This is a genomic window from Microbacterium meiriae, from assembly GCF_032364335.1.
Lineage (GTDB): Bacteria > Actinomycetota > Actinomycetes > Actinomycetales > Microbacteriaceae > Microbacterium > Microbacterium meiriae.
The window spans coordinates 1,704,002-1,722,020 of record NZ_CP133984.1 but is presented as its reverse complement, the minus strand read 5'-3'; the positions used below and the strand labels follow the sequence as shown (position 1 = coordinate 1,722,020).

The following is an 18,019-nucleotide window of genomic DNA, read 5'->3' as shown; positions in this document are numbered from 1 at the left end:
GGCTCAGTCGCGCGTGAGCTTGCGGTGGGTCGAGCGGTGGGGCTTGGCCGCGTCCGGCCCGAGGCGCTCGATCTTGTTCTGCTCGTAAGCCTCGAAGTTGCCCTCGAACCAGTACCACTGGTCGGGCTTCTCGTCTGTGCCCTCGTAGGCGAGGATGTGCGTCGCGATCCGGTCGAGGAACCACCGGTCGTGGGTGATGACCACGGCGCAGCCGGGGAACTCGAGCAGCGCGTTCTCCAGGGAGCTCAGGGTCTCGACATCGAGGTCGTTGGTCGGCTCGTCGAGGAGGAGCAGGTTGCCGCCCTCCTTGAGGGTGAGCGCGAGGTTCAGACGGTTGCGCTCTCCACCGGAGAGCACGCCGGCCTTCTTCTGCTGGTCCGGACCCTTGAACCCGAACTTGGACACGTAGGCACGGGACGGGATCTCGGTCTTGCCGACCGTGATGAAGTCCAGACCGTCGGACACGACCTCCCACAGGGTCTTGTTCGGGTCGATCGACGAACGCGACTGGTCGACGTAGCTGATCTTAACGGTCTCGCCGATCTTCAGGTCTCCGCCGTCCAGCGGTTCGAGACCGACGATGGTCTTGAACAGGGTCGTCTTTCCGACGCCGTTCGGACCGATGACGCCGACGATGCCGTTCGGCGGGAGGCTGAAGCTCAGGCCGTCGATGAGCGAGCGCCCGTCGAAGCCCTTCTTGAGGTTCTTCGCCTCGATGACGACGTTGCCGAGTCGAGGACCGGCAGGGATCTGGATCTCCTCGAAGTCCAGCTTCCTCGTCCGCTCCGCCTCGGCCGCCATCTCCTCGTACCGGGCCAAACGGGCCTTCGACTTGGTCTGGCGGCCCTTCGCGCTGGAGCGGACCCAGTCGAGCTCGTCCTTGAGGCGCTTCGCGAGCTTGGCGTCCTTCTTGCCCTGGATGTCGAGGCGCTCGGCCTTCTTCTCCAGGTACGTCGAGTAGTTGCCCTCGTAGCCGATGAGGCGGCCGCGGTCGACCTCAGCGATCCACTCGGCCACGTGGTCGAGGAAGTACCGGTCGTGGGTGATCGCGATCACGGCGCCCTTGTACGACTGGAGGTGCTGCTCGAGCCAGAGCACGCTCTCCGCGTCGAGGTGGTTGGTGGGCTCGTCGAGGAGCAGCAGGTCGGGCTTCTGCAGCAGCAGCTTGGCCAGCGCCACACGGCGCTTCTCGCCACCGGAGAGCGGAGCGATGGCCGCGTCGCCGGGCGGGGTGCGCAGGGCGTCCATCGCCTGCTCGAGCTGGGAATCGAGGTCCCAGCCGTCCGCCGCGTCGATCTCCTCCTGCAGCGTGCCCATCTCCGCGAGCAGCGCGTCGAAGTCGGCGTCCGGGTCGGCCATCAGCGCGGAGATCTCGTTGAACCGGTCGACCTTGGCCTTGATGGCGATGCCGTCCTGGATGTTCTCCAGGACCGTCTTCGACTCGTCGAGCTCGGGCTCCTGCATGAGGATGCCTACGGAGTAGCCCGGCGAGAGCTTGGCCTCACCGTTGGAGGGCGTGTCGAGCCCCGCCATGATCTTGAGGATCGTCGACTTTCCGGCGCCGTTGGGGCCGACCATGCCGATCTTCGCGCCCGGCAGGAACGCCATCGTGACGTCGTCCAGGATGAGCTTCTCACCCACCGCCTTGCGGGCACGAACCATGGAGTAGATGTACTCAGCCACCGAAAACCGCTCCTTCTGTTGGCGTCGAAGATCGACACTCCAGCCTACCGGCCGTGAGCGGGCTTATCTGTGTACGCGGGTCACCAGTCGATCGGCCGCGTCACGCCCACCAGACAGCGCCCGCCGGCGAGCTGTGGCATGACGGTGGTCACGACGGCGCCGGTGGAGGGCCCGACCTGTCCGATCAGGCACTCCTCCTCGCCCCAGCGGACCGAGAACTGGATGCTCTCCGCCGGGTTCCCGACCGTGGACTGGTCCGGCGTGAGCTGCATGGCGTCCCGATCGAATCCCGCCGCGACGAGACCGTCGACGTATGCCCGCCCCTCCGCACGCTGCTCCGTGCCCCACACCTGTTCGGCCACTGCGGTGAACACGGGAAGGTTGTCTGCGGCGCTCCCGCCCGGCACCAGAGCAGGCGCGGCCGGCGGTGTCGGCGTGGCACTGGCCGTCCCGGTCGGGGTCGGCGTCACCTCCGGCTCCGGGGCGCATCCGGCGAGGACGGCTGCCGAGAGACCGGCGACGAGCACGAGCGCCACAGCGCGGGAGTTCAGGACCGATCGGAGCACGAGCAGAGTCTAGGCCGCCTCGCTCTCCGCCGGCTGTTCCCACGCGTCGCGCCCTTCCTCATCGGTCGTCGGGACGTCCCCGCTCTCCTCCGCATCCGTGGGAGACGGACGGGTGCTCGGTCGGTACGCGGTGGTCCCCCACCGCAGATCGTGTCCGATCGTGTCGGCGTCGATGTCGACGCTCGTCCCCTGCTTGCCATTGCTCTCCCACGGTCGTACGCGCAGTCGTCCCGAGACGATGACGCTGTCGCCGACCCTGAGCGATGCGCGCGCATGCTCCGCGAGCTGGCGGAAGGCGGCGATCGAGAACCAGTTGGTCCCCGCGTCCACCCACGAGCCGCTCGCTGCATCGAAGCGCCGGTGCGTGCTCGCCAGCCGGAAGTTCGTGACGGGCACCCCCGCACTCGTCCGCCCCGGGGTGGGCTCCGTCGCGACTCTCCCCACGATGGTCACGGTGTCGATCATGCGTTCGTCCTCTCGCTGCCGGCTCAGTGGCCGGATGCCCTCCAGCGTGCACCTCGCGGAGCACGTTGCAGGGGCACGATCGCGCGATCTGTGGACGGGCTAAGGCAACCGTCATCCGTGCAGAAGAAGCCAGGTCACCGCCGGATATCGATGCGCGGACCAATGTCGGTGGTCGGTCGTATGTTCGAACCATGGAAGGAGAGACCATGACCGCCACCACCACCGCTTCGATCCCTGCTCCCGGAAACCCCCTCGTGGCCCCGCCGCTCGCGTCCCGGCGAGAGCACCTCGTCCGTGCCGCCGATCACCTGTGGCGCGTACAGGACAGCCGCGAGCACGTCCTCGGCCACCTGCGCGTGGTGGCCGATCCTCTCGGCCTCCGGTACCGGGCGGAGCGGCTCCATCTGGCGACGGGTGACTTCCGGCTGATCGGCGAGTTCTGGCGCGCGGACGACGCCGTCGACGCGCTGCGACACTGCTGACCTCCGGTCGACGTGACCGGCGATCACTGGCGCCCCCGGCAGGATTCGAACCTGCGACCAAGAGATTAGAAGGCTCCTGCTCTATCCCCTGAGCTACGGAGGCGGACATCTCTACCGTACCGCGCTCCCCCGGCGGATGTCGGGGCCGTCGATAGGATGGCGACATGGTGACTGCTTCCGAGAACGACCGCCTCGTCTGGATCGACTGCGAGATGACGGGACTCGATCTCGCCATCGATGAACTGGTCGAGATCGCGGTGGTGGTCACCGACTTCGAGCTGCGTCCGCTCGACCCCGGCTTCCAGGTCGTCATCCGTCCGAGCGCGGACGCCCTCGCGCACATGAACGACTTCGTCACCGCGATGCACGAGACCTCCGGGCTCATCGAGGAGATCCCGCAGGGGATCAGCCTCGAGGAGGCGGAGGAACAGACGTTGGCCTACATCCGCCGCTTCGTCCCGCTGGAGCGCCGCGCGCCCCTCGCCGGCAACACGATCGGCACCGACCGGATGTTCCTCGCGAAGTACATGCCACAGGTCGACCAGTGGCTGCACTACCGGAACGTCGACGTCTCCAGCATCAAGGAGCTTTCCCGCCGCTGGTACCCGCGGGTGTTCTTCCAGGCACCTGCCAAGGACGGCGGGCACCGCGCGCTGGCGGACATCCTCGAGTCGATCCGCGAGCTGCGTTACTACCGCGAAGCCGTCTTCGTCGACGAACCGGGACCTTCCAGCGATGATGCGAAGGAGATCGCCGCCCGCACGGTGTCGGAGTTCACCTCGAACATGTAATAGACTCGTGGGGTTGCCTGTTTCGGCGGGCGCATGGTGGGTATAGCTCAGCTGGTAGAGCGCCTGGTTGTGGTCCAGGAGGTCGCGGGTTCAAGCCCCGTTACTCACCCCAGCTCGAAGAGGCTCGGACCGTTCGGTCCGAGCCTCTTCGCCTTTCGGCCGGTCCGGCCCCGTGGTCGCGCGGCCCTAGACTGTCCTGGTGTCACTGGCGGTCTGGTTCTCCCTTCTCACCGCATCCGTGGTGATCAGCTTCACGCCGGGAGCCGGCGCGATCAACACGATGTCCAACTCCCTCACCCAGGGCTGGAAGCGCTCGATCTGGGGCATCATCGGCCAACAGATCGCGCTCATCGTCCATGTGGTGATCGTCGCCGCCGGAGTCGGGCTCCTCGTCTCACGCTCGGAGCTCCTGTTCAACGTCATCCGGTACGCCGGCGCCGCCTACCTCGTCTACCTCGGGATCCGGTTGATCCTGACCCGGCCCGCGCCGGCACTCGACGACGCGCCGGATCCTGTGGACGCCCGGGAGAGCCACTGGTCGATGATGCGCCGCGGGTTCTGGGTGAACCTGCTGAACCCGAAGGCGATCGTGTTCTTCCTCGCGTTCATCCCGCAGTTCATCCGACTGGACCAGCCACCGCTCCCCCAGTACCTGGCACTCGTCGCGACGGTCGTGGTCGTCGACGTCCTGGTGATGTGGGGGTTCTTCGCCACGGCGGCGCGTCCCTTCCGGCGTCTCACGCGCTCCCCGCAGGGACAGCGGATCCTCAATACGGTGTTCGGAACCCTCTTCATCGGCGTGGCAGCCCTCCTCGTCCTTCTGCACTGAGCACCCGGCCGTCGCCGTAGGCTGGAGGCGATGGACATGGACGCCGCGGCCTTCGAGGCCCTCGTGATCGACGAGCTCGACCAGCTGCCTGACGAGATGGTCGAGCAGCTCGAGAACGTCGTCTTCGTCGTGGAGGACCGTCCGGAGGACGGCGGTCTCGACCTGCTCGGCCTCTACGACGGCCTGGCGCTGACGGAGCGCACGCAATACGGGATGGGCGAGCTGCCCGACCGCATCATCGTCTACCGGGAGCCGCACCTCGCACAGTGCGACGACATCGACCAACTCCGTGACGAGATTCACACCACGCTCGTCCATGAGATCGCGCACTTCCACGGCATCGACGACGCGCAGTTGCATGAGCTCGGGTGGGCATGATCATGTCGACCGCTCTTCCCGAGGTCGAGGAGACCACAGACCTGTTCGCTGCTCCGCTGGAGCCATGGGAGGTCGTCGTATGGAACGACCCCGTGAATCTGATGAGCTACGTCGTGCGCGTCTTCCGCACCTACTTCGGCTACACGACCGAACACGCCACCCGCCTCATGCTCGCCGTTCATCACGACGGCCACGCGATCGTCGCCACCGGCCCGCGAGAGACCATGGAGGTGCACGCTCAGGCGATGCACGACTACGGACTCTGGGCGACCGTCAGGAAGGCCGCATGAACACCACGCCGATCACCGTCTCCGTCGCCACGATCGAGGGGGTGCACCTGGCCCGACTCGTCGATGACTTCATGGAGGTGCTGCGGGACTCCGAACAGGACGACCCGGGGGTGGCCCGGCTGACCCCGAACGCCTACCCGGACGACGACGATGCGTCGGCCGCATTCGCCTCCGCCACGCGCGCGGACCTCCTCGACCGGCGGTTGCACGACGCCCGCACGGTTCGCGCATCGCTGCAGATGTTCGACCCCGACGCCGAGGTGACCGATGCCGATGCCCGGATCCCTCGCGATGTCGTGGTGCGCCGTGACCACGTGGACGCCTGGCTGCGCACCCTCACCGCCATCCGCCTCGTGATCGCGACGCGCCTCGGCATCACCGACGACGAGCCCGACGTCGGGGGCGATGGCCAAGCGGTGTACGACTGGCTGGGATACCGCCTCGAACTCCTCATCGAAGCCGTGGACGAGAGCGACGCCGACGCCCTCCGCTGAGTGAGCTCAGGGAACCTCGACGACTCGGGTGGCGAGTTCGCGGGGGTGGTCCCGCTCGACGTGACGGCGCTCCTGCGCCGCCCAGCGGTCCCAGTGCGGGCGGTAGGTGTCTCCGTCCCGGGCGAGCGCCCGTGACTTGCGTGACTGTTCCCCGGACTCCACCCAGACGCGGACATCCGCCAGCCGTGCCGTGGACGGACGCAGGATCCCGCTGCCCTCGACGATGACCCCGAGTGCGGGATCCACGGCGTGGGTCTCCGCCTCCTCGCCGCGCTCCCAATCCCAGCGACGCCAGGCGCCGAGCAGGCCGCGTCCGTGCGGGCGGAGGATGCCCTCCAGCGCCTTCTCCGCGCCCCCGTCGAGTCCGTCCCAGCCCGGGTACAGCGAATCCAGCGCGATGACCTGCACGCGGCCGGCAACCGGCCAGGCATGTGCCACACGCGCAGCCAGAGAGGTCTTGCCGGCGCCGCTTCCCCCGTCGATGATCACGACAGGATTGGACGCCGCGAGTGCGCGGACGTCCTCGACGATCAGTGTCGCGGCGCGCGAGAGAGCAGCTGCGACCGCGTCGTCACTTCTTGAGGGCACGGATGATGCGCGTGAGTGCCCGACCTGTGACCCAGACGAAGGGCACGGCCACGACCAGGAGCGTCACGATGTTCGGCTCGAAGCGCAGTCCCTCTTCGCGACGGACATAGACACCGACCGGGACCGACACGCCGCCGCCCCCGCCGCCTTCTCCTCCGTCGCCGCTGGCGCCGCCGAAGCCCGCGTAGGTGAACGCCACCGGAGTCACGGTGACACCGTCGATCTCCTGCGGCTCCCCGTATGCGCTCTTCACGCCGAAGGACGCGACCTGATTCCCGAGTTCCAGTGCAATGTTCGGCATGTTCCCACGGTAGCCGACGGCGGCCTCCGGCGCGCGGTCAATCGACGCCGTGATCCTTCGGATGGCGAGCGGCACCTCGTCCTTCACCTCGTCCGATGTGGCGCGCTCTGCTGATCGTCGCCGAACCGAACCGTGCCATGGCCTCGTCGACCGCCCCCTCGACCTTGCGCCAGCCCTCGTCGTCATCCCAGAGCGCCAGCGCGCTGCCTCCCGCAGGCCGGAGGTTCTCGGCGCGGACTCCCACGAGGCGGATCGGGTCGCGACGCTCGATGAGCGCGAACAGACCCTGCGCCGCCTCGCCGATGCGCTGCCCGACCGCGGTGGGTTCACTCAGCGTCTGCGATCGGTTGACGGTCCGGAAGTCGTCGAAGCGGATCTTGATCGCGACCGTGGAGGTCTCCCACCCGGCCCGACGCAGGCGGGCGCCCACGCGATCGGCGAGCCGGAGCAGTTCGGCGCGGAGGAACGCTCGATCCGTGATGTCCTGGTCGAACGTCTCCTCGTGGCCGATGCTCTTCTCCACGCGCTCGGTGTCGACGGCGCGGGGGTCCTCTCCCCGGGCGAGCTGCGCGAGCCGCGTGCTGAGCGCCGGCCCGACAGCCCGGTCCAGCATCTCCGGCGGCGCCGTGCGCAGGTCGTCGATCGTGCGGAGGCCGCGGGCTTCCAGAGCTTCCGCCGCCTTCGGCCCCACTCCCCACAGCGCCCGTACCGGGCGCGGCGCGAGGAACGCGAGAGTGTCGTGCTCGGCGACCACGAGCATTCCGTCGGGCTTTGCCATGGTCGATGCCATCTTCGCGACGTGCTTGGTCGCGGCCACGCCGACGCTGCAGGTGATGCCGACCTCCGCGAGGACGCGCTCGCGGATCTGGGCGGCGATCCGGGCCGGACTCCCCCAGAGCCGGCGCACACCCTGCACGTCGAGGAAGGCCTCGTCCACCGACAAGGGTTCCACGAGCGGCGTGAACGACTCGAAGATCGCCATCACCTGCCGCGAGACCTCTTGATACCGAGAGAAGTGCGGCGGGACGATACGTGCGGTGGGACACAACCGCAGAGCCTGCGATACGGGCATGGCGGAGCGCACGCCGTAGCGCCGTGCTTCGTAGGAAGCGCTGGAGACCACCGATCGTCCGTCCGGGGATCCGATGATCAGCGGCAGCCCGCGAAGACCCGGATCATCCAGCACCTCGACGGCGGCGTAGAACGCATCCATGTCGACGTGGAGGATCCGCGTCCCGGAATCGTCGGCGTCGGCCGAGGACACCATGCGGCCTCTGCCATCACCGTGTCCCATGAGTCCATTGTCCCCCGGGCCTCCGACACGGAGGCCCGGGGGCGAGAATCACTGCGCGGCGCGCTCGAGGATGAGTTCGCGGACGCGTGCGGCGTCGGCCTGGCCCTTCATGGCCTTCATGACCGCGCCGATGATGGCACCGGCCGCCTGGACCTTGCCGTCCTGGATCTTGGCCATCACGTCGGGCTGCGCGGCGAGAGCCTCGTCGATCGCCGCGATGAGGGCGCCGTCGTCCGAGACCACGGCGAGACCACGGGCGTCGACGACCTCTTGCGGCGTGCCTTCCCCGGCGATCACGCCCTCCAGCACCTGGCGCGCGAGCTTATCGGTCAGCGTGCCGGCATCGACGAGCTGCTGCAGTGCGGCGACGCTCTCCGGGCTGACCAGGTCGACCGCGTCCTTCTCCTGCGCGTTGGCGAGGCGGGTGATCTCCCCCGTCCACCACTTCCGTGCCGCGGCGGGCGTGGCCCCGGCGGCGATCGTGGCCTCGACGACGTCGAGCAGACCGCCGTTGCGCACGTCCTGGAACTCCAGCGGGGTGAAGCCCCACTCGTCCATGAGCCGGCGACGGCGGGCGACGGGCTGCTCGGGCAGCGCCGCACGCAGCTCCTCGATCAGCTCGCGGGGAGGCTGCACCGGAAGCAGGTCGGGCTCGGGGAAGTACCGGTAGTCGTCGGCGTCCGACTTCGGACGGCCGGGAGAGGTGGTCCCGGTGTCCTCGTGCCAGTGCCGCGTCTCCTGGGTGATGGTGCCGCCGTCGGCGAGGATCTGCGCCTGGCGCTGGATCTCGTACCGCACCGCACGCTCCACCGAGCGCATCGAGTTGACGTTCTTCGTCTCGGTGCGCGTGCCGAGCTTCTCCTCGCCACGAGGACGGAGAGACACATTGGCGTCGCAACGGAGGTTGCCGCGCTCGAGGCGAGCCTCGGAGATCCCGAGCCCGCGGACGATGTCGCGGATCGCGGCGACGTAGGCCTTGGCGACCTCGGGGGCCCGGTGATCGGTGCCGAAGATGGTCTTCGTCACGATCTCGACGAGCGGGACACCGGCACGGTTGTAGTCGACGAGCGAGTACTCGGCACCCTGGATACGCCCGGTCGAGCCGCCCATGTGCGTGAGCTTGCCGGCGTCCTCCTCCATGTGCGCGCGCTCGATCGGGATCGTCACCATCGTGCCGTCCTCGAGCTCCACCTCCACCGAGCCCTCGAAGGCGATCGGCTCGTCGTACTGGGAGATCTGATAGTTCTTGCCGAGGTCCGGGTAGAAGTAGTTCTTCCGGGCGAAACGGCTGGACTCGGCGATCGAGCAGCCGAGCGCGAGGCCGAGGCTGATCGAGGATCGGATGGCCGTCTCGTTGACGACCGGCAGCGAACCGGGCAGACCCAGGTCGACCGGCGCGATCAGGGTGTTCGGCTCCGCCGCGTGGTACGCCTCGTTCGCGGGGTTGGGCGCGTCGGAGAACATCTTCGTGTTCGTGTTGAGCTCGACGTGCACCTCGAATCCGAGGACCGGCTCGAACATCTCGAGCGCCTTGTCGAAGTCCATGAGCTTGGCAGCGGCCATCAGCGCGCGCCTCCTTCCAGCTGGGGGGCACGGGACAGCAGCGGCGCGCCCCAGGAGTCCACGAGCAGCGTCTCGAGGGCGGCGCCCACGCGGTACAGACGAGCGTCCTCCCGCGCCGGGGCGAGGAACTGGATGCCGACGGGCAGGCCGTCGTCGTCCGCAAGACCACTCGGGATCGAGATGCCGGGGACACCGGCGAGGTTCGCCGGGATCGTCGTGATGTCGTTGAGGTACATCTGCAGCGGGTCGTCGATCTTCTCACCGAGCTTGAACGCGGTGGTCGGGGCCGACGGGGTCGCGATGACGTCGACATCGGCGAAGGCCGCGGCGAAGTCCTGCTGGATCAGCGTGCGGACCTTCTGCGCGCTGCCGTAGTACGCGTCGTAGTAGCCCGCCGACAGCGCGTAGGTGCCGAGGATGATGCGGCGCTTGACCTCGTCGCCGAAGCCGGCGTCGCGCGTGGCGGACATCACGTCCTCGACGGTGGGGTTCCCGGCCGGGGTGACGCGGAGACCGAAGCGCACCGAGTCGAACTTGGCCAGGTTGCTCGAGGCCTCCGCCGGCAGGATCAGGTAGTAGGCGGCCACGCCGTACTCGAAGTGCGGCGCACCGATCTCCACGATCTCCGCGCCCTGCGCCTCGAGCAGCGCCAGCGCGCTGCGGAACGACGCCGCGACGCCCGGCTGGAAACCGCTGTCGGGGAGCTCGCGGATGACGCCGACGCGCAGACCCTTGAGGCCGTCGCCGCGCGCACCCTCGCGTGCGGCCGCCGCGAAGGACGGCCACTGCTCGTCGAGCGACGTGGAGTCCTTCGGGTCATGGCCGCCGATCGCGTCGTGCAGCAGACCGGCATCGAGCACCGTGCGGGTGACCGGGCCGACCTGGTCGAGGCTCGACGCCAACGCGATGGCGCCGTATCGGCTGACACCGCCGTACGTCGGCTTCACGCCGACCGTGCCGGTCACGTGCGCAGGCTGACGGATCGATCCGCCGGTGTCGGAGCCGAGGGCGAGCGGGGCCTCGAAGGCGGCGACGGCGGCGGCAGAGCCCCCACCCGAGCCCCCGGGGATCCGGTCGAGATCCCAGGGGTTGCGGGTCGGGCCGTAGGCGGAGTGCTCCGTCGACGAGCCCATCGCGAACTCGTCCATGTTCGTCTTGCCGAGCGGGATGAGTCCGGCGGCACGGGAGCGGGCCACGACCGTCGCGTCATACGGCGAGCGGTAGCCCTCGAGGATCCGCGAGCCGCTCGTGGTCGGCTGATCGGTCGTGACGAGGACGTCCTTGATCGCGAGCGGGACACCGGCGATCGGCCCGAGGTCCTCCCCCGCGGCACGGCGGGCGTCGATGTCGGCCGCGGCCTCGAGCGCGTGCTCGTTGACGTGCAGGAACGCGTGCACGGCGCCGTCGACCTGGGCGATGCGGTCGAGGTGCGCCTGCGTGGCCTCGACGCTGGAGACCTCGCGCGTCGTGAGCTTGTCGGCGAGCTCCGCCGCCGTCAGTCGGATGATGTCGCTCACTGCTCTTCTCCCAGGATCGCGGTGACGCGGAACCGGCCGTCGGCCTGGTCCGGGGCGTTCTGCAGCACCTGCTCGTGCGTCAGCGTCTCGCCGACCACGTCGGGACGGAACACGTTACTCAGCGGGATCGGGTGGCTGGTCGCGGCGACATCGGCGGTCGCGACCTCGGACACCTTGGCGATGTTGTCGACGATGGCGTCGAGCTGGCCGGTGAGCCGCGTCACCTCGTCGTCGTTCAGCTGGATGCGCGCGAGCACGCCGAGATGGCGCACAAGATCAGGGGTGATTTCAGACACGCTCCCCAGTCTAGTTGGCGAGCCGCCCGCCGCTCGGTGCGGCGCGGCCCGCCTAAGCTGGGCGCGTGAGCACGTTCCAGCCCCCTCGCCCGTGGATCGCCAGCTACGCCGACGGCGTCCCGGAGGACCTCGCCCCCGTCAGCGGCTCCCTCGTGGACATCGTCGCCGCGTCGGCGCGGGACTATCCCGATGCCCCGGCCCTGCAGTTCTTCGGCAGGGAGACCACCTACGCACAGCTGCAGGAGGCGATCGATCGCGCCGCCGCGGGGCTCCGGGATCTCGGCGTGCGCGCCGGCGACCCGGTCGCCATCGTCCTGCCGAACTGCCCCCAGCACATCGTGGCGTTCTACGCCGTGCTGCGACTCGGAGCGGTCGTGGTCGAGCACAACCCGCTCTACACCCCCCGCGAGCTGCGCAAGCAGTTCGAGGACCACGGCGCCAAGCACGCGATCGTCTGGAACAAGGTCGTGGCGACGGTTCAGGAGTTCCCGAGCGACCTGGCCGTCTCGACGCTCGTGTCCGTTGACGTCACTCGCGCCATGCCCGCACTCACCCGCTTCGCGCTCCGGCTGCCGGTAGCGAAGGCGAGGGAATCGCGGGCGGCGCTGACCGAGCGCGTCCGCGGCACCGTCCTCTGGGAGTCGGTGGTCGCTGGTGCCCCGATCCCCGCCTCGCATCCGCAGCCCGGCACGGACGACCTGGCGATCATCCAGTACACGTCGGGGACCACGGGCACGCCGAAGGGCGCCGCCCTCACCCACCGCAACCTCCTCGCCAATGCGGCACAGTCCCAGGCCTGGGTCCCGTCCATCCAGCGCGGCAAGGGCTGCGTCGTGTACGCCGTGCTGCCCATGTTCCACGCCTACGGCCTGACCCTCTGCCTCACCTTCGCGATGTCGATGGGCGCGCGCCTCGTGCTGTTCCCGAAGTTCGATCCCGATCTCGTGCTGGACGTGGTCAAGAAGCACCCGGCGACCTTCCTCCCGCTCGTGCCGCCCATCGCGGACCGGCTGCTCGCCGCGGCGAACGCCAAGGGCGTGTCGCTCGACGGCATCGAGGTGGCGATCTCGGGTGCCATGGCGCTGCCGCACGAGCTCGTCGTCCCGTTCGAGGCCGCCACGCACGGCTACCTCGTCGAGGGCTACGGCCTGAGCGAGTGCTCCCCCGTCCTCATGGCGAACCCGGTCGCCGACAACCGCGTCCCCGGCACCGTGGGCCTCCCGCTCCCCGGGACGGAGTGCCGCGTCGTCGATCCGGAGAACCCCACCGAGGACGTCCCGGCCGGTTCCGCCGGCGAGCTCGTCGTGCGCGGCCCTCAGGTCTTCTCCGGGTATTACGGAAAGCCCGAGGAGACGGAGGCCGTGTTCGTCGACGGCTGGTACCGGACGGGCGACATCGTCACGATCGACGACGCCGGATTCGTGCGGATCGTCGACCGGATCAAGGAGCTCATCATCACGGGCGGCTTCAACGTCGCCCCCACCGAGGTCGAGAACGCGCTGCGCCAGCATCCGTCGGTCGTCGACGCTGCGGTCGTCGGACTGCCCAGCGACCACTCGGGCGAGGAGGTCGTGGCGGCGATCGTCGTCGACCCCGGGGCCGATGTCGATGTCGAGGCGATCCGCGAGTACGCCCGCAGCATCCTCACGCCGTACAAGGTGCCGCGCCGCGTCTTCGTCGTCGACGAGCTGCCGACGTCGCTGATCGGCAAGGTGCTCCGCCGGCAGGTGAAGGAGAAGCTGCTCGCCCTCACCTCGGGCGTCTGACCCGGTCGCACAGGAAGCGGGTCGCCGGGCGCGCTACCCTTGGGAAGTGACCCCTGAAGAAGTGACCCCCACCGACGCCCCTGACGAGTCCCCCGCAACCCCCGGATTCGAGGACCTCGGCATCACCGGGCCGGTCCTCAAGGCCATCAAGGATCTCGGTTACGAGACCCCCTCGCCCATCCAGGCCGCGACCATCCCGACGCTGCTCGCCGGCCGCGATGTGGTCGGCATGGCGCAGACCGGCACCGGCAAGACCGCCGCCTTCGCCCTCCCCGTGCTGGAGCGGCTCGACGTCACGCAGAAGACGCCGCAGGCCCTCGTCCTCGCCCCGACCCGCGAGCTCGCGCTGCAGGTCTGCGAGGCCTTCGAGTCCTACGCGTCGCGCATGAAGGGCGTGCACGTGCTCCCCGTCTACGGCGGTCAGGGCTACGGGGTGCAGTTGTCCGCGCTCCGCCGTGGCGTGCACGTCGTCGTGGGAACCCCCGGCCGCATCATGGACCACCTCGCCAAGGGCACGCTCGACCTCTCCGAGCTGCAGTACCTCGTGCTGGACGAAGCCGACGAGATGCTGAAGATGGGCTTCGCCGAAGACGTCGAGCAGATCCTCGCGCAGACGCCGGAGGAGAAGCAGGTCGCCCTGTTCTCGGCGACGATGCCCGCGCAGATCCGCCGCCTCGCGCAGCAGTACCTCCGCGACCCGGAGGAGATCACGGTCAAGTCCAAGACCGCGACCAACACGAACATCACCCAGCGCTACCTCGTCGTCTCCTACGCGCAGAAGGTGGACGCTCTGACCCGCATCCTCGAGGTGGAGAACTTCGACGGGATGATCGTCTTCGTCCGCACGAAGAACGAGACCGAGACCCTGGCCGAGAAGCTCCGCGCCCGCGGATACTCCGCCGCCGCGATCAACGGCGACGTGCCGCAGGTGCAGCGCGAGCGCAGCGTCAACCAGCTCAAGGACGGCAAGCTCGACATCCTCGTCGCCACGGACGTCGCCGCCCGCGGCCTCGACGTCGAGCGCATCAGCCACGTGGTCAACTTCGACATCCCCACCGACACCGAGTCGTACGTCCACCGCATCGGACGGACCGGGCGGGCCGGCCGGACGGGTGACGCGATCAGCTTCATCACCCCGCGCGAGCGCTACCTGCTCAAGCACATCGAGAAGGCCACGCGTCAGCAGCCCACGCAGATGCAGCTCCCGAGCACCGAGGACGTGAACACGACGCGGCTCGCCCGCTTCGACGACGCCATCACGACCGCGCTCTCGGAGACGACGCGCATCGACGCGTTCCGCGACATCATCGCCCACTACGTGCGGCATCACGATGTGCCGGAAGGCGACGTCGCGGCCGCTCTCGCCGTGGTCGCCCAGGGCGCCACGCCGCTGCTCCTCGACCCCGCCCAGGACGCCCTGTCGCAGGCGGTGGCCGCCGACAACCGCCCGCCGCGCGAGCGGCAGACGCGGGAGCCGCGCGAACCCCGGGAGCGTCGCGGCCGCGGCGACTACACGCCGTACCGCATCGAGGTGGGTCGCCGGCACCGCGTCGAGCCGCGACAGATCGTGGGCGCGCTCGCGAACGAGGGCGGTCTGGGCCGCGACGACTTCGGGGCGATCAACATCCGTCCCGACTTCTCGATCGTCGAGCTTCCGGCGAACCTCGACCCCGCCGTCCTCGACAAGCTCCGCGACACCCGTATCTCGGGACGACTGATCGAGATCGCTCCCGACCGTGGCCCCGGGGCGCGACGCGGGTCGTCCTCGCGCGACGGCGACGGCCGTGGTCGCCCGACCCGCTACGACAAGCGCGACCGCGACGAGCGCCCGGCGCACGGCGACCGCGAGGAGAAGCCCTTCCGGAAGCCCCGTCACAAGGCCTGAGCGGACCGACGATGCGCATCGACCGCGCCGGCAGGGAGGATCTCCCCGCGCTCGCCCAGCTCAAGTGGCAGGACGTGCCGAGGGACCTGACGGCCGGTCGATCGCTCGACACGTACACCGCGGAACTCGGCGACTGGTGGCAGGCGCACGCCCGCACCCACGTCGCCTTCGTCGCGCGCGCCGAGGAGGATGACCGTATCGTCGGTGCCGCCTGGGTCGCCCTCGTGCCGCGTGTGCCGCGGCCCGGGGCGGTCGATCGCATCTCCGCGGACATCCAGAGCGTCTTCGTCCTCCCGGAGCATCGAGGGCGCGGAGCGGGCCGCGGCCTCGTCGCCGCCGCCTGCGCGCACGCCGTGTCGGTCGGTGCCGAGCGGATCACCGTGCATTCGAGCGAGGCCGCCGTGGGTCTCTACCAGAAGCTGGGATTCGCGGACTCACCGCGGCTGCGACAGTTCCTCGCGCCCACCACGGCGGCCCCGGAGAGCGCCTGAGCCTCACTCCAGCGCCGCAGGGCCCTCCGTGACCAGCACGTGGAACTGCGCGGCGTCGAGGATGCGGACGCCGAGCTCCTCCGCCTTCGCGAGCTTGGAGCCGGCGCCGGGACCCGCGGCCACGAAGTCGGTCTTCTTGGAGACGCTCGAGGCCGCCTTGCCGCCGGCCTTGATGATCGCCTCCTGCGCGCCCTCACGGGTGTAGCCGTCGAGAGATCCCGTCGCGACCACCGTGAGGCCTTCCAGCACTCCCCCGGCGGCGACAGCTGCTCCCGGCCCGGGGTGGCCCGGCGTCGCCCACTGCACGCCCGCATCCGTCCACTGCCGGACGATGTCCTGGTGCCAGTCGACGTCGAACCACGCGAGCAAGGAGTCGGCGATGATGCCGCCCACGCCCTCGACCGCGGCGAGCTCTTCCCGCGATGCCTCCCGGATCGCGTCGAGCGACCCGAACCACTGCGCGAGCGCCCGCGCCGCGACCGGTCCGACGTGGCGGATGTTGAGGGCGACGAGCAGCCGCCAGAGGTCTTTGGTCTTCGCCTTCTCCAGCTCCGCGAGCAGTGTCAGCGCCTGCGAGGACGGCTGCGGACCTTCCAGACCCGACTTCTTCTCGGCGGCGGTCGGGTTCCGTCGGAACGGCGCGCGCGTCTTCACGAGGCCGTCCTCGTCCTCGCGCGGCAGACCCGTCTCCGCATCACGTACGACGACCTCGATCGGCACGAGCTGCTCCAGCGTGAGGGCGAACAGCCCCGCCTCCGTGATCAGAGGGGGCTCGGCCGGAGTCGTGGGCTGGGTCAGGGCCGCCGCGGTGACCTCGCCCAGGGCCTCGACATCGAGGGCGCCGCGGGAACCGATGTGCTCGACGCGTCCGCGCACCTGCGCAGGGCACGACCGCGCGTTCGGGCACCGGAGGTCGATGTCGCCCTCCTTCATGGCGCGCAACGGGGTGCCGCACTCGGGGCAGTCGGCCGGCATGACGAACTCCCGCTCCGTCCCGTCCCGCTTCTCGACCACCGGGCCGAGCACCTCGGGGATCACGTCGCCCGCCTTCCGGAGCACCACGGTGTCGCCGATGAGCACGCCCTTGGCCTTGACCACGTCCTTGTTGTGGAGCGTGGCCTGACGGACCACGGATCCGGCGACGTGAGCCGGTGCCATGACCGCGAAGGGAGTGGCGCGACCGGTGCGCCCGACGGAGACGACGATGTCGAGGAGCTTCGTCTGCACCTCCTCCGGCGGGTACTTGTAGGCGATCGCCCAGCGGGGGGCCCGGCTCGTGGCCCCGAGCTCGTCGTGCAGGTCGAGCTCGTCGACCTTGACCACGATGCCGTCCAGTTCATGCTCGATGTCGTGCCGATGCTCCCCGTAGTGCTCGACGAAGGCGACGACGTCGTCGATGCTGCGGCACACCTTGGTGTGCGGGCTCGTCGGCAGCCCCCAGGCGGCTAGCAGCTCGTAGACCTGGCTCTGCGCCGCGACCGGCGGGTTCGTCCAGGCGCCGATGCCGTGCACGTAGAGCGCGAGCGACTCGATGCGCAGCAGGCCCGCTTCGAGCTCCAGGCCGTCCTTCTTGTCGATCTGCTGACGCAGGCCGCCGCTGGCGGCGTTGCGGGGATTGGCGAAGGCCGGGAAGCGCCGCGCCGCCGCGGTGCGCGCCTTCTCGTCATCGAACGGCCTCTTCGCGCCGCCCCTGGCCTCCCACCGCGCGAGGGCGTCGGCATACGCGCGGTCGCGGAAAGCCGCCTGCGCCGCGTTCAGGCGCTCGAACGCGGCGACGGGGATGAAGACCTCTCCGCGGACCTCGACGATCGGCGGGTGCCCCTCCCCGGCGAGCCGCTCCGGGATCTCGGGGAGCCGGAGCGCGTTCTCGGTGACGAGCTCGCCGACCCGCCCGTCGCCGCGGGTCGCGGCCGACGTGAGCACGCCGTTCTCATATCGCAGGTTGATCGCGAGACCGTCGATCTTGAGCTCGGTCAGCCAATCGACGTCCCTCCCGGCTGCCGCCCGCGTCTTCTGCGCCCATTCCCGGAGCTCCTCGATCGAGAAGACGTTGTCGAGGCTGAGCATGCGCTCGGCATGCTCGATGGTCGCGAGCCCGGTAGCCTCGGCGGCACCGACCATCTGCGTGGGCGAGTCCTGGCCCTGCAGCTCGGGGTGCAGGCGCTCGAGCTCTTCCAGGCGCCGCATCCAGCCGTCGTACGTCGCGTCGTCGACGAGCGACGTGTCGCGCCCGTAGTACGCGTCCTTCGCCTCGAGGATGCGGGTGGTCAGCTCCTCCGCCTCGCTGCGGGCGTCTTCCAGTGAGATGTTCTCCGGCACCCCGCCAGTCTAGGAGCGGGG

At 69.5% G+C, this 18,019-nt stretch carries 19 protein-coding genes and 2 tRNA genes; 10 read left to right on the top strand and 11 right to left on the bottom strand.

Annotated elements, in window-relative coordinates; genetic code table 11:
- Nucleotides 1-3 precede the first annotated feature (3 nt).
- The 3 genes from ettA to RI211_RS08225 all read right to left on the bottom strand — a co-directional run bounded on the left by ettA (nt 4) and on the right by RI211_RS08225 (nt 2,714).
- Nucleotides 4-1,683 (bottom strand): energy-dependent translational throttle protein EttA, encoded by a 1,680-nt coding sequence (gene ettA / locus RI211_RS08235; RefSeq protein WP_025103391.1) that lies wholly within the window; start codon nt 1,681-1,683, stop codon nt 4-6.
- An 80-nt stretch (nt 1,684-1,763) separates the two neighbouring features.
- Nucleotides 1,764-2,249, bottom strand: a complete 486-nt coding sequence (locus RI211_RS08230) for a DUF6993 domain-containing protein (protein ID WP_315636902.1) — start codon at nt 2,247-2,249, stop codon at nt 1,764-1,766.
- Between the two features lie 9 nt (nt 2,250-2,258).
- Nucleotides 2,259-2,714, bottom strand: a complete 456-nt coding sequence (locus RI211_RS08225) for a single-stranded DNA-binding protein (RefSeq protein WP_315636903.1) — start codon at nt 2,712-2,714, stop codon at nt 2,259-2,261.
- Between the two features lie 206 nt (nt 2,715-2,920).
- Here RI211_RS08225 and RI211_RS08220 point away from each other — a divergent pair, with 206 nt between their 5' ends.
- Nucleotides 2,921-3,196: a hypothetical protein gene (locus tag RI211_RS08220; protein WP_259951563.1), complete on the top strand. Its 276-nt coding sequence runs from the start codon at nt 2,921-2,923 to the stop codon at nt 3,194-3,196.
- A gap of 27 nt (nt 3,197-3,223) precedes the next feature.
- Here the strand turns inward: RI211_RS08220 and RI211_RS08215 are convergent.
- A tRNA-Arg gene (locus tag RI211_RS08215) sits at nt 3,224-3,299 on the bottom strand.
- A gap of 61 nt (nt 3,300-3,360) precedes the next feature.
- Between RI211_RS08215 and orn the strand changes: the two genes are divergently transcribed.
- From orn to RI211_RS08185, 6 genes are all read left to right on the top strand, one after another.
- A complete protein-coding gene (gene orn / locus RI211_RS08210; protein ID WP_187664022.1) occupies nt 3,361-3,987 on the top strand; it encodes an oligoribonuclease in 627 nt (208 codons plus the stop codon).
- A gap of 36 nt (nt 3,988-4,023) precedes the next feature.
- A tRNA-His gene (locus tag RI211_RS08205) sits at nt 4,024-4,099 on the top strand.
- An 87-nt stretch (nt 4,100-4,186) separates the two neighbouring features.
- On the top strand, nt 4,187-4,816 hold the full coding sequence (locus RI211_RS08200; protein ID WP_315636904.1) for a LysE family transporter: 630 nt from the start codon (nt 4,187-4,189) through the stop codon (nt 4,814-4,816).
- Nucleotides 4,817-4,846: 30 nt separating this feature from the next.
- The gene (locus RI211_RS08195; protein WP_187664020.1) at nt 4,847-5,194 is read left to right on the top strand and encodes a metallopeptidase family protein; all 348 of its coding nucleotides are present in this window, start codon (nt 4,847-4,849) and stop codon (nt 5,192-5,194) included.
- 2 nt (nt 5,195-5,196) lie between these two features.
- Nucleotides 5,197-5,484 (top strand): ATP-dependent Clp protease adapter ClpS, encoded by a 288-nt coding sequence (gene clpS, locus RI211_RS08190; RefSeq protein WP_232089236.1) that lies wholly within the window; start codon nt 5,197-5,199, stop codon nt 5,482-5,484.
- Nucleotides 5,481-5,978 carry a DUF2017 family protein gene (locus RI211_RS08185; RefSeq protein ID WP_315636905.1) on the top strand — a complete coding sequence of 166 codons (498 nt, stop codon included), beginning with the start codon at nt 5,481-5,483 and terminating at the stop codon, nt 5,976-5,978. Before clpS ends, RI211_RS08185 begins: the two co-directional genes overlap by 4 nt.
- A 6-nt stretch (nt 5,979-5,984) precedes the next feature.
- Here RI211_RS08185 and RI211_RS08180 read toward each other — a convergent pair whose 3' ends face one another.
- From RI211_RS08180 to gatC, 6 genes are read right to left on the bottom strand one after another with little or no spacing between them, the layout of a single operon-like run.
- The gene (locus tag RI211_RS08180) at nt 5,985-6,566 is read right to left on the bottom strand and encodes a nucleoside/nucleotide kinase family protein (protein ID WP_315636906.1); all 582 of its coding nucleotides are present in this window, start codon (nt 6,564-6,566) and stop codon (nt 5,985-5,987) included.
- Nucleotides 6,550-6,867 carry a hypothetical protein gene (locus RI211_RS08175; protein WP_071328758.1) on the bottom strand — a complete coding sequence of 106 codons (318 nt, stop codon included), beginning with the start codon at nt 6,865-6,867 and terminating at the stop codon, nt 6,550-6,552. Before RI211_RS08175 ends, RI211_RS08180 begins: the two co-directional genes overlap by 17 nt.
- A 37-nt stretch (nt 6,868-6,904) precedes the next feature.
- Nucleotides 6,905-8,161: a DNA polymerase IV gene (gene dinB / locus RI211_RS08170; RefSeq protein ID WP_187664016.1), complete on the bottom strand. Its 1,257-nt coding sequence runs from the start codon at nt 8,159-8,161 to the stop codon at nt 6,905-6,907.
- Nucleotides 8,162-8,209: 48 nt separating this feature from the next.
- Nucleotides 8,210-9,724, bottom strand: coding sequence for an Asp-tRNA(Asn)/Glu-tRNA(Gln) amidotransferase subunit GatB (gatB, locus tag RI211_RS08165; protein WP_259951623.1), 1,515 nt, complete (start codon nt 9,722-9,724; stop codon nt 8,210-8,212).
- On the bottom strand, nt 9,724-11,241 hold the full coding sequence (gene gatA, locus RI211_RS08160; protein ID WP_259951625.1) for an Asp-tRNA(Asn)/Glu-tRNA(Gln) amidotransferase subunit GatA: 1,518 nt from the start codon (nt 11,239-11,241) through the stop codon (nt 9,724-9,726). The genes gatB and gatA overlap by 1 nt, the downstream gene beginning before the upstream one ends.
- The gene (gene gatC, locus RI211_RS08155; protein ID WP_025103377.1) at nt 11,238-11,537 is read right to left on the bottom strand and encodes an Asp-tRNA(Asn)/Glu-tRNA(Gln) amidotransferase subunit GatC; all 300 of its coding nucleotides are present in this window, start codon (nt 11,535-11,537) and stop codon (nt 11,238-11,240) included. The genes gatA and gatC overlap by 4 nt, the downstream gene beginning before the upstream one ends.
- 65 nt (nt 11,538-11,602) lie before the next feature.
- On the opposite strand from gatC, the gene RI211_RS08150 reads away from it, so the two are divergent.
- Genes RI211_RS08150 through RI211_RS08140 form a run of 3 tightly spaced genes read left to right on the top strand, consistent with a single transcriptional unit; the run spans nt 11,603 to nt 15,679 of the window.
- Nucleotides 11,603-13,303 carry a long-chain-fatty-acid--CoA ligase gene (locus RI211_RS08150; protein WP_187664013.1) on the top strand — a complete coding sequence of 567 codons (1,701 nt, stop codon included), beginning with the start codon at nt 11,603-11,605 and terminating at the stop codon, nt 13,301-13,303.
- Between the two features lie 46 nt (nt 13,304-13,349).
- Nucleotides 13,350-15,188: a DEAD/DEAH box helicase gene (locus RI211_RS08145; protein WP_396654857.1), complete on the top strand. Its 1,839-nt coding sequence runs from the start codon at nt 13,350-13,352 to the stop codon at nt 15,186-15,188.
- Nucleotides 15,189-15,199: 11 nt separating this feature from the next.
- Nucleotides 15,200-15,679 (top strand): GNAT family N-acetyltransferase, encoded by a 480-nt coding sequence (locus tag RI211_RS08140; protein WP_187664012.1) that lies wholly within the window; start codon nt 15,200-15,202, stop codon nt 15,677-15,679.
- A 3-nt stretch (nt 15,680-15,682) separates the two neighbouring features.
- Here RI211_RS08140 and ligA read toward each other — a convergent pair whose 3' ends face one another.
- Nucleotides 15,683-17,998 carry an NAD-dependent DNA ligase LigA gene (ligA, locus tag RI211_RS08135; RefSeq protein WP_315636907.1) on the bottom strand — a complete coding sequence of 772 codons (2,316 nt, stop codon included), beginning with the start codon at nt 17,996-17,998 and terminating at the stop codon, nt 15,683-15,685.
- Between the last annotated feature and the right edge of the window lie 21 nt (nt 17,999-18,019).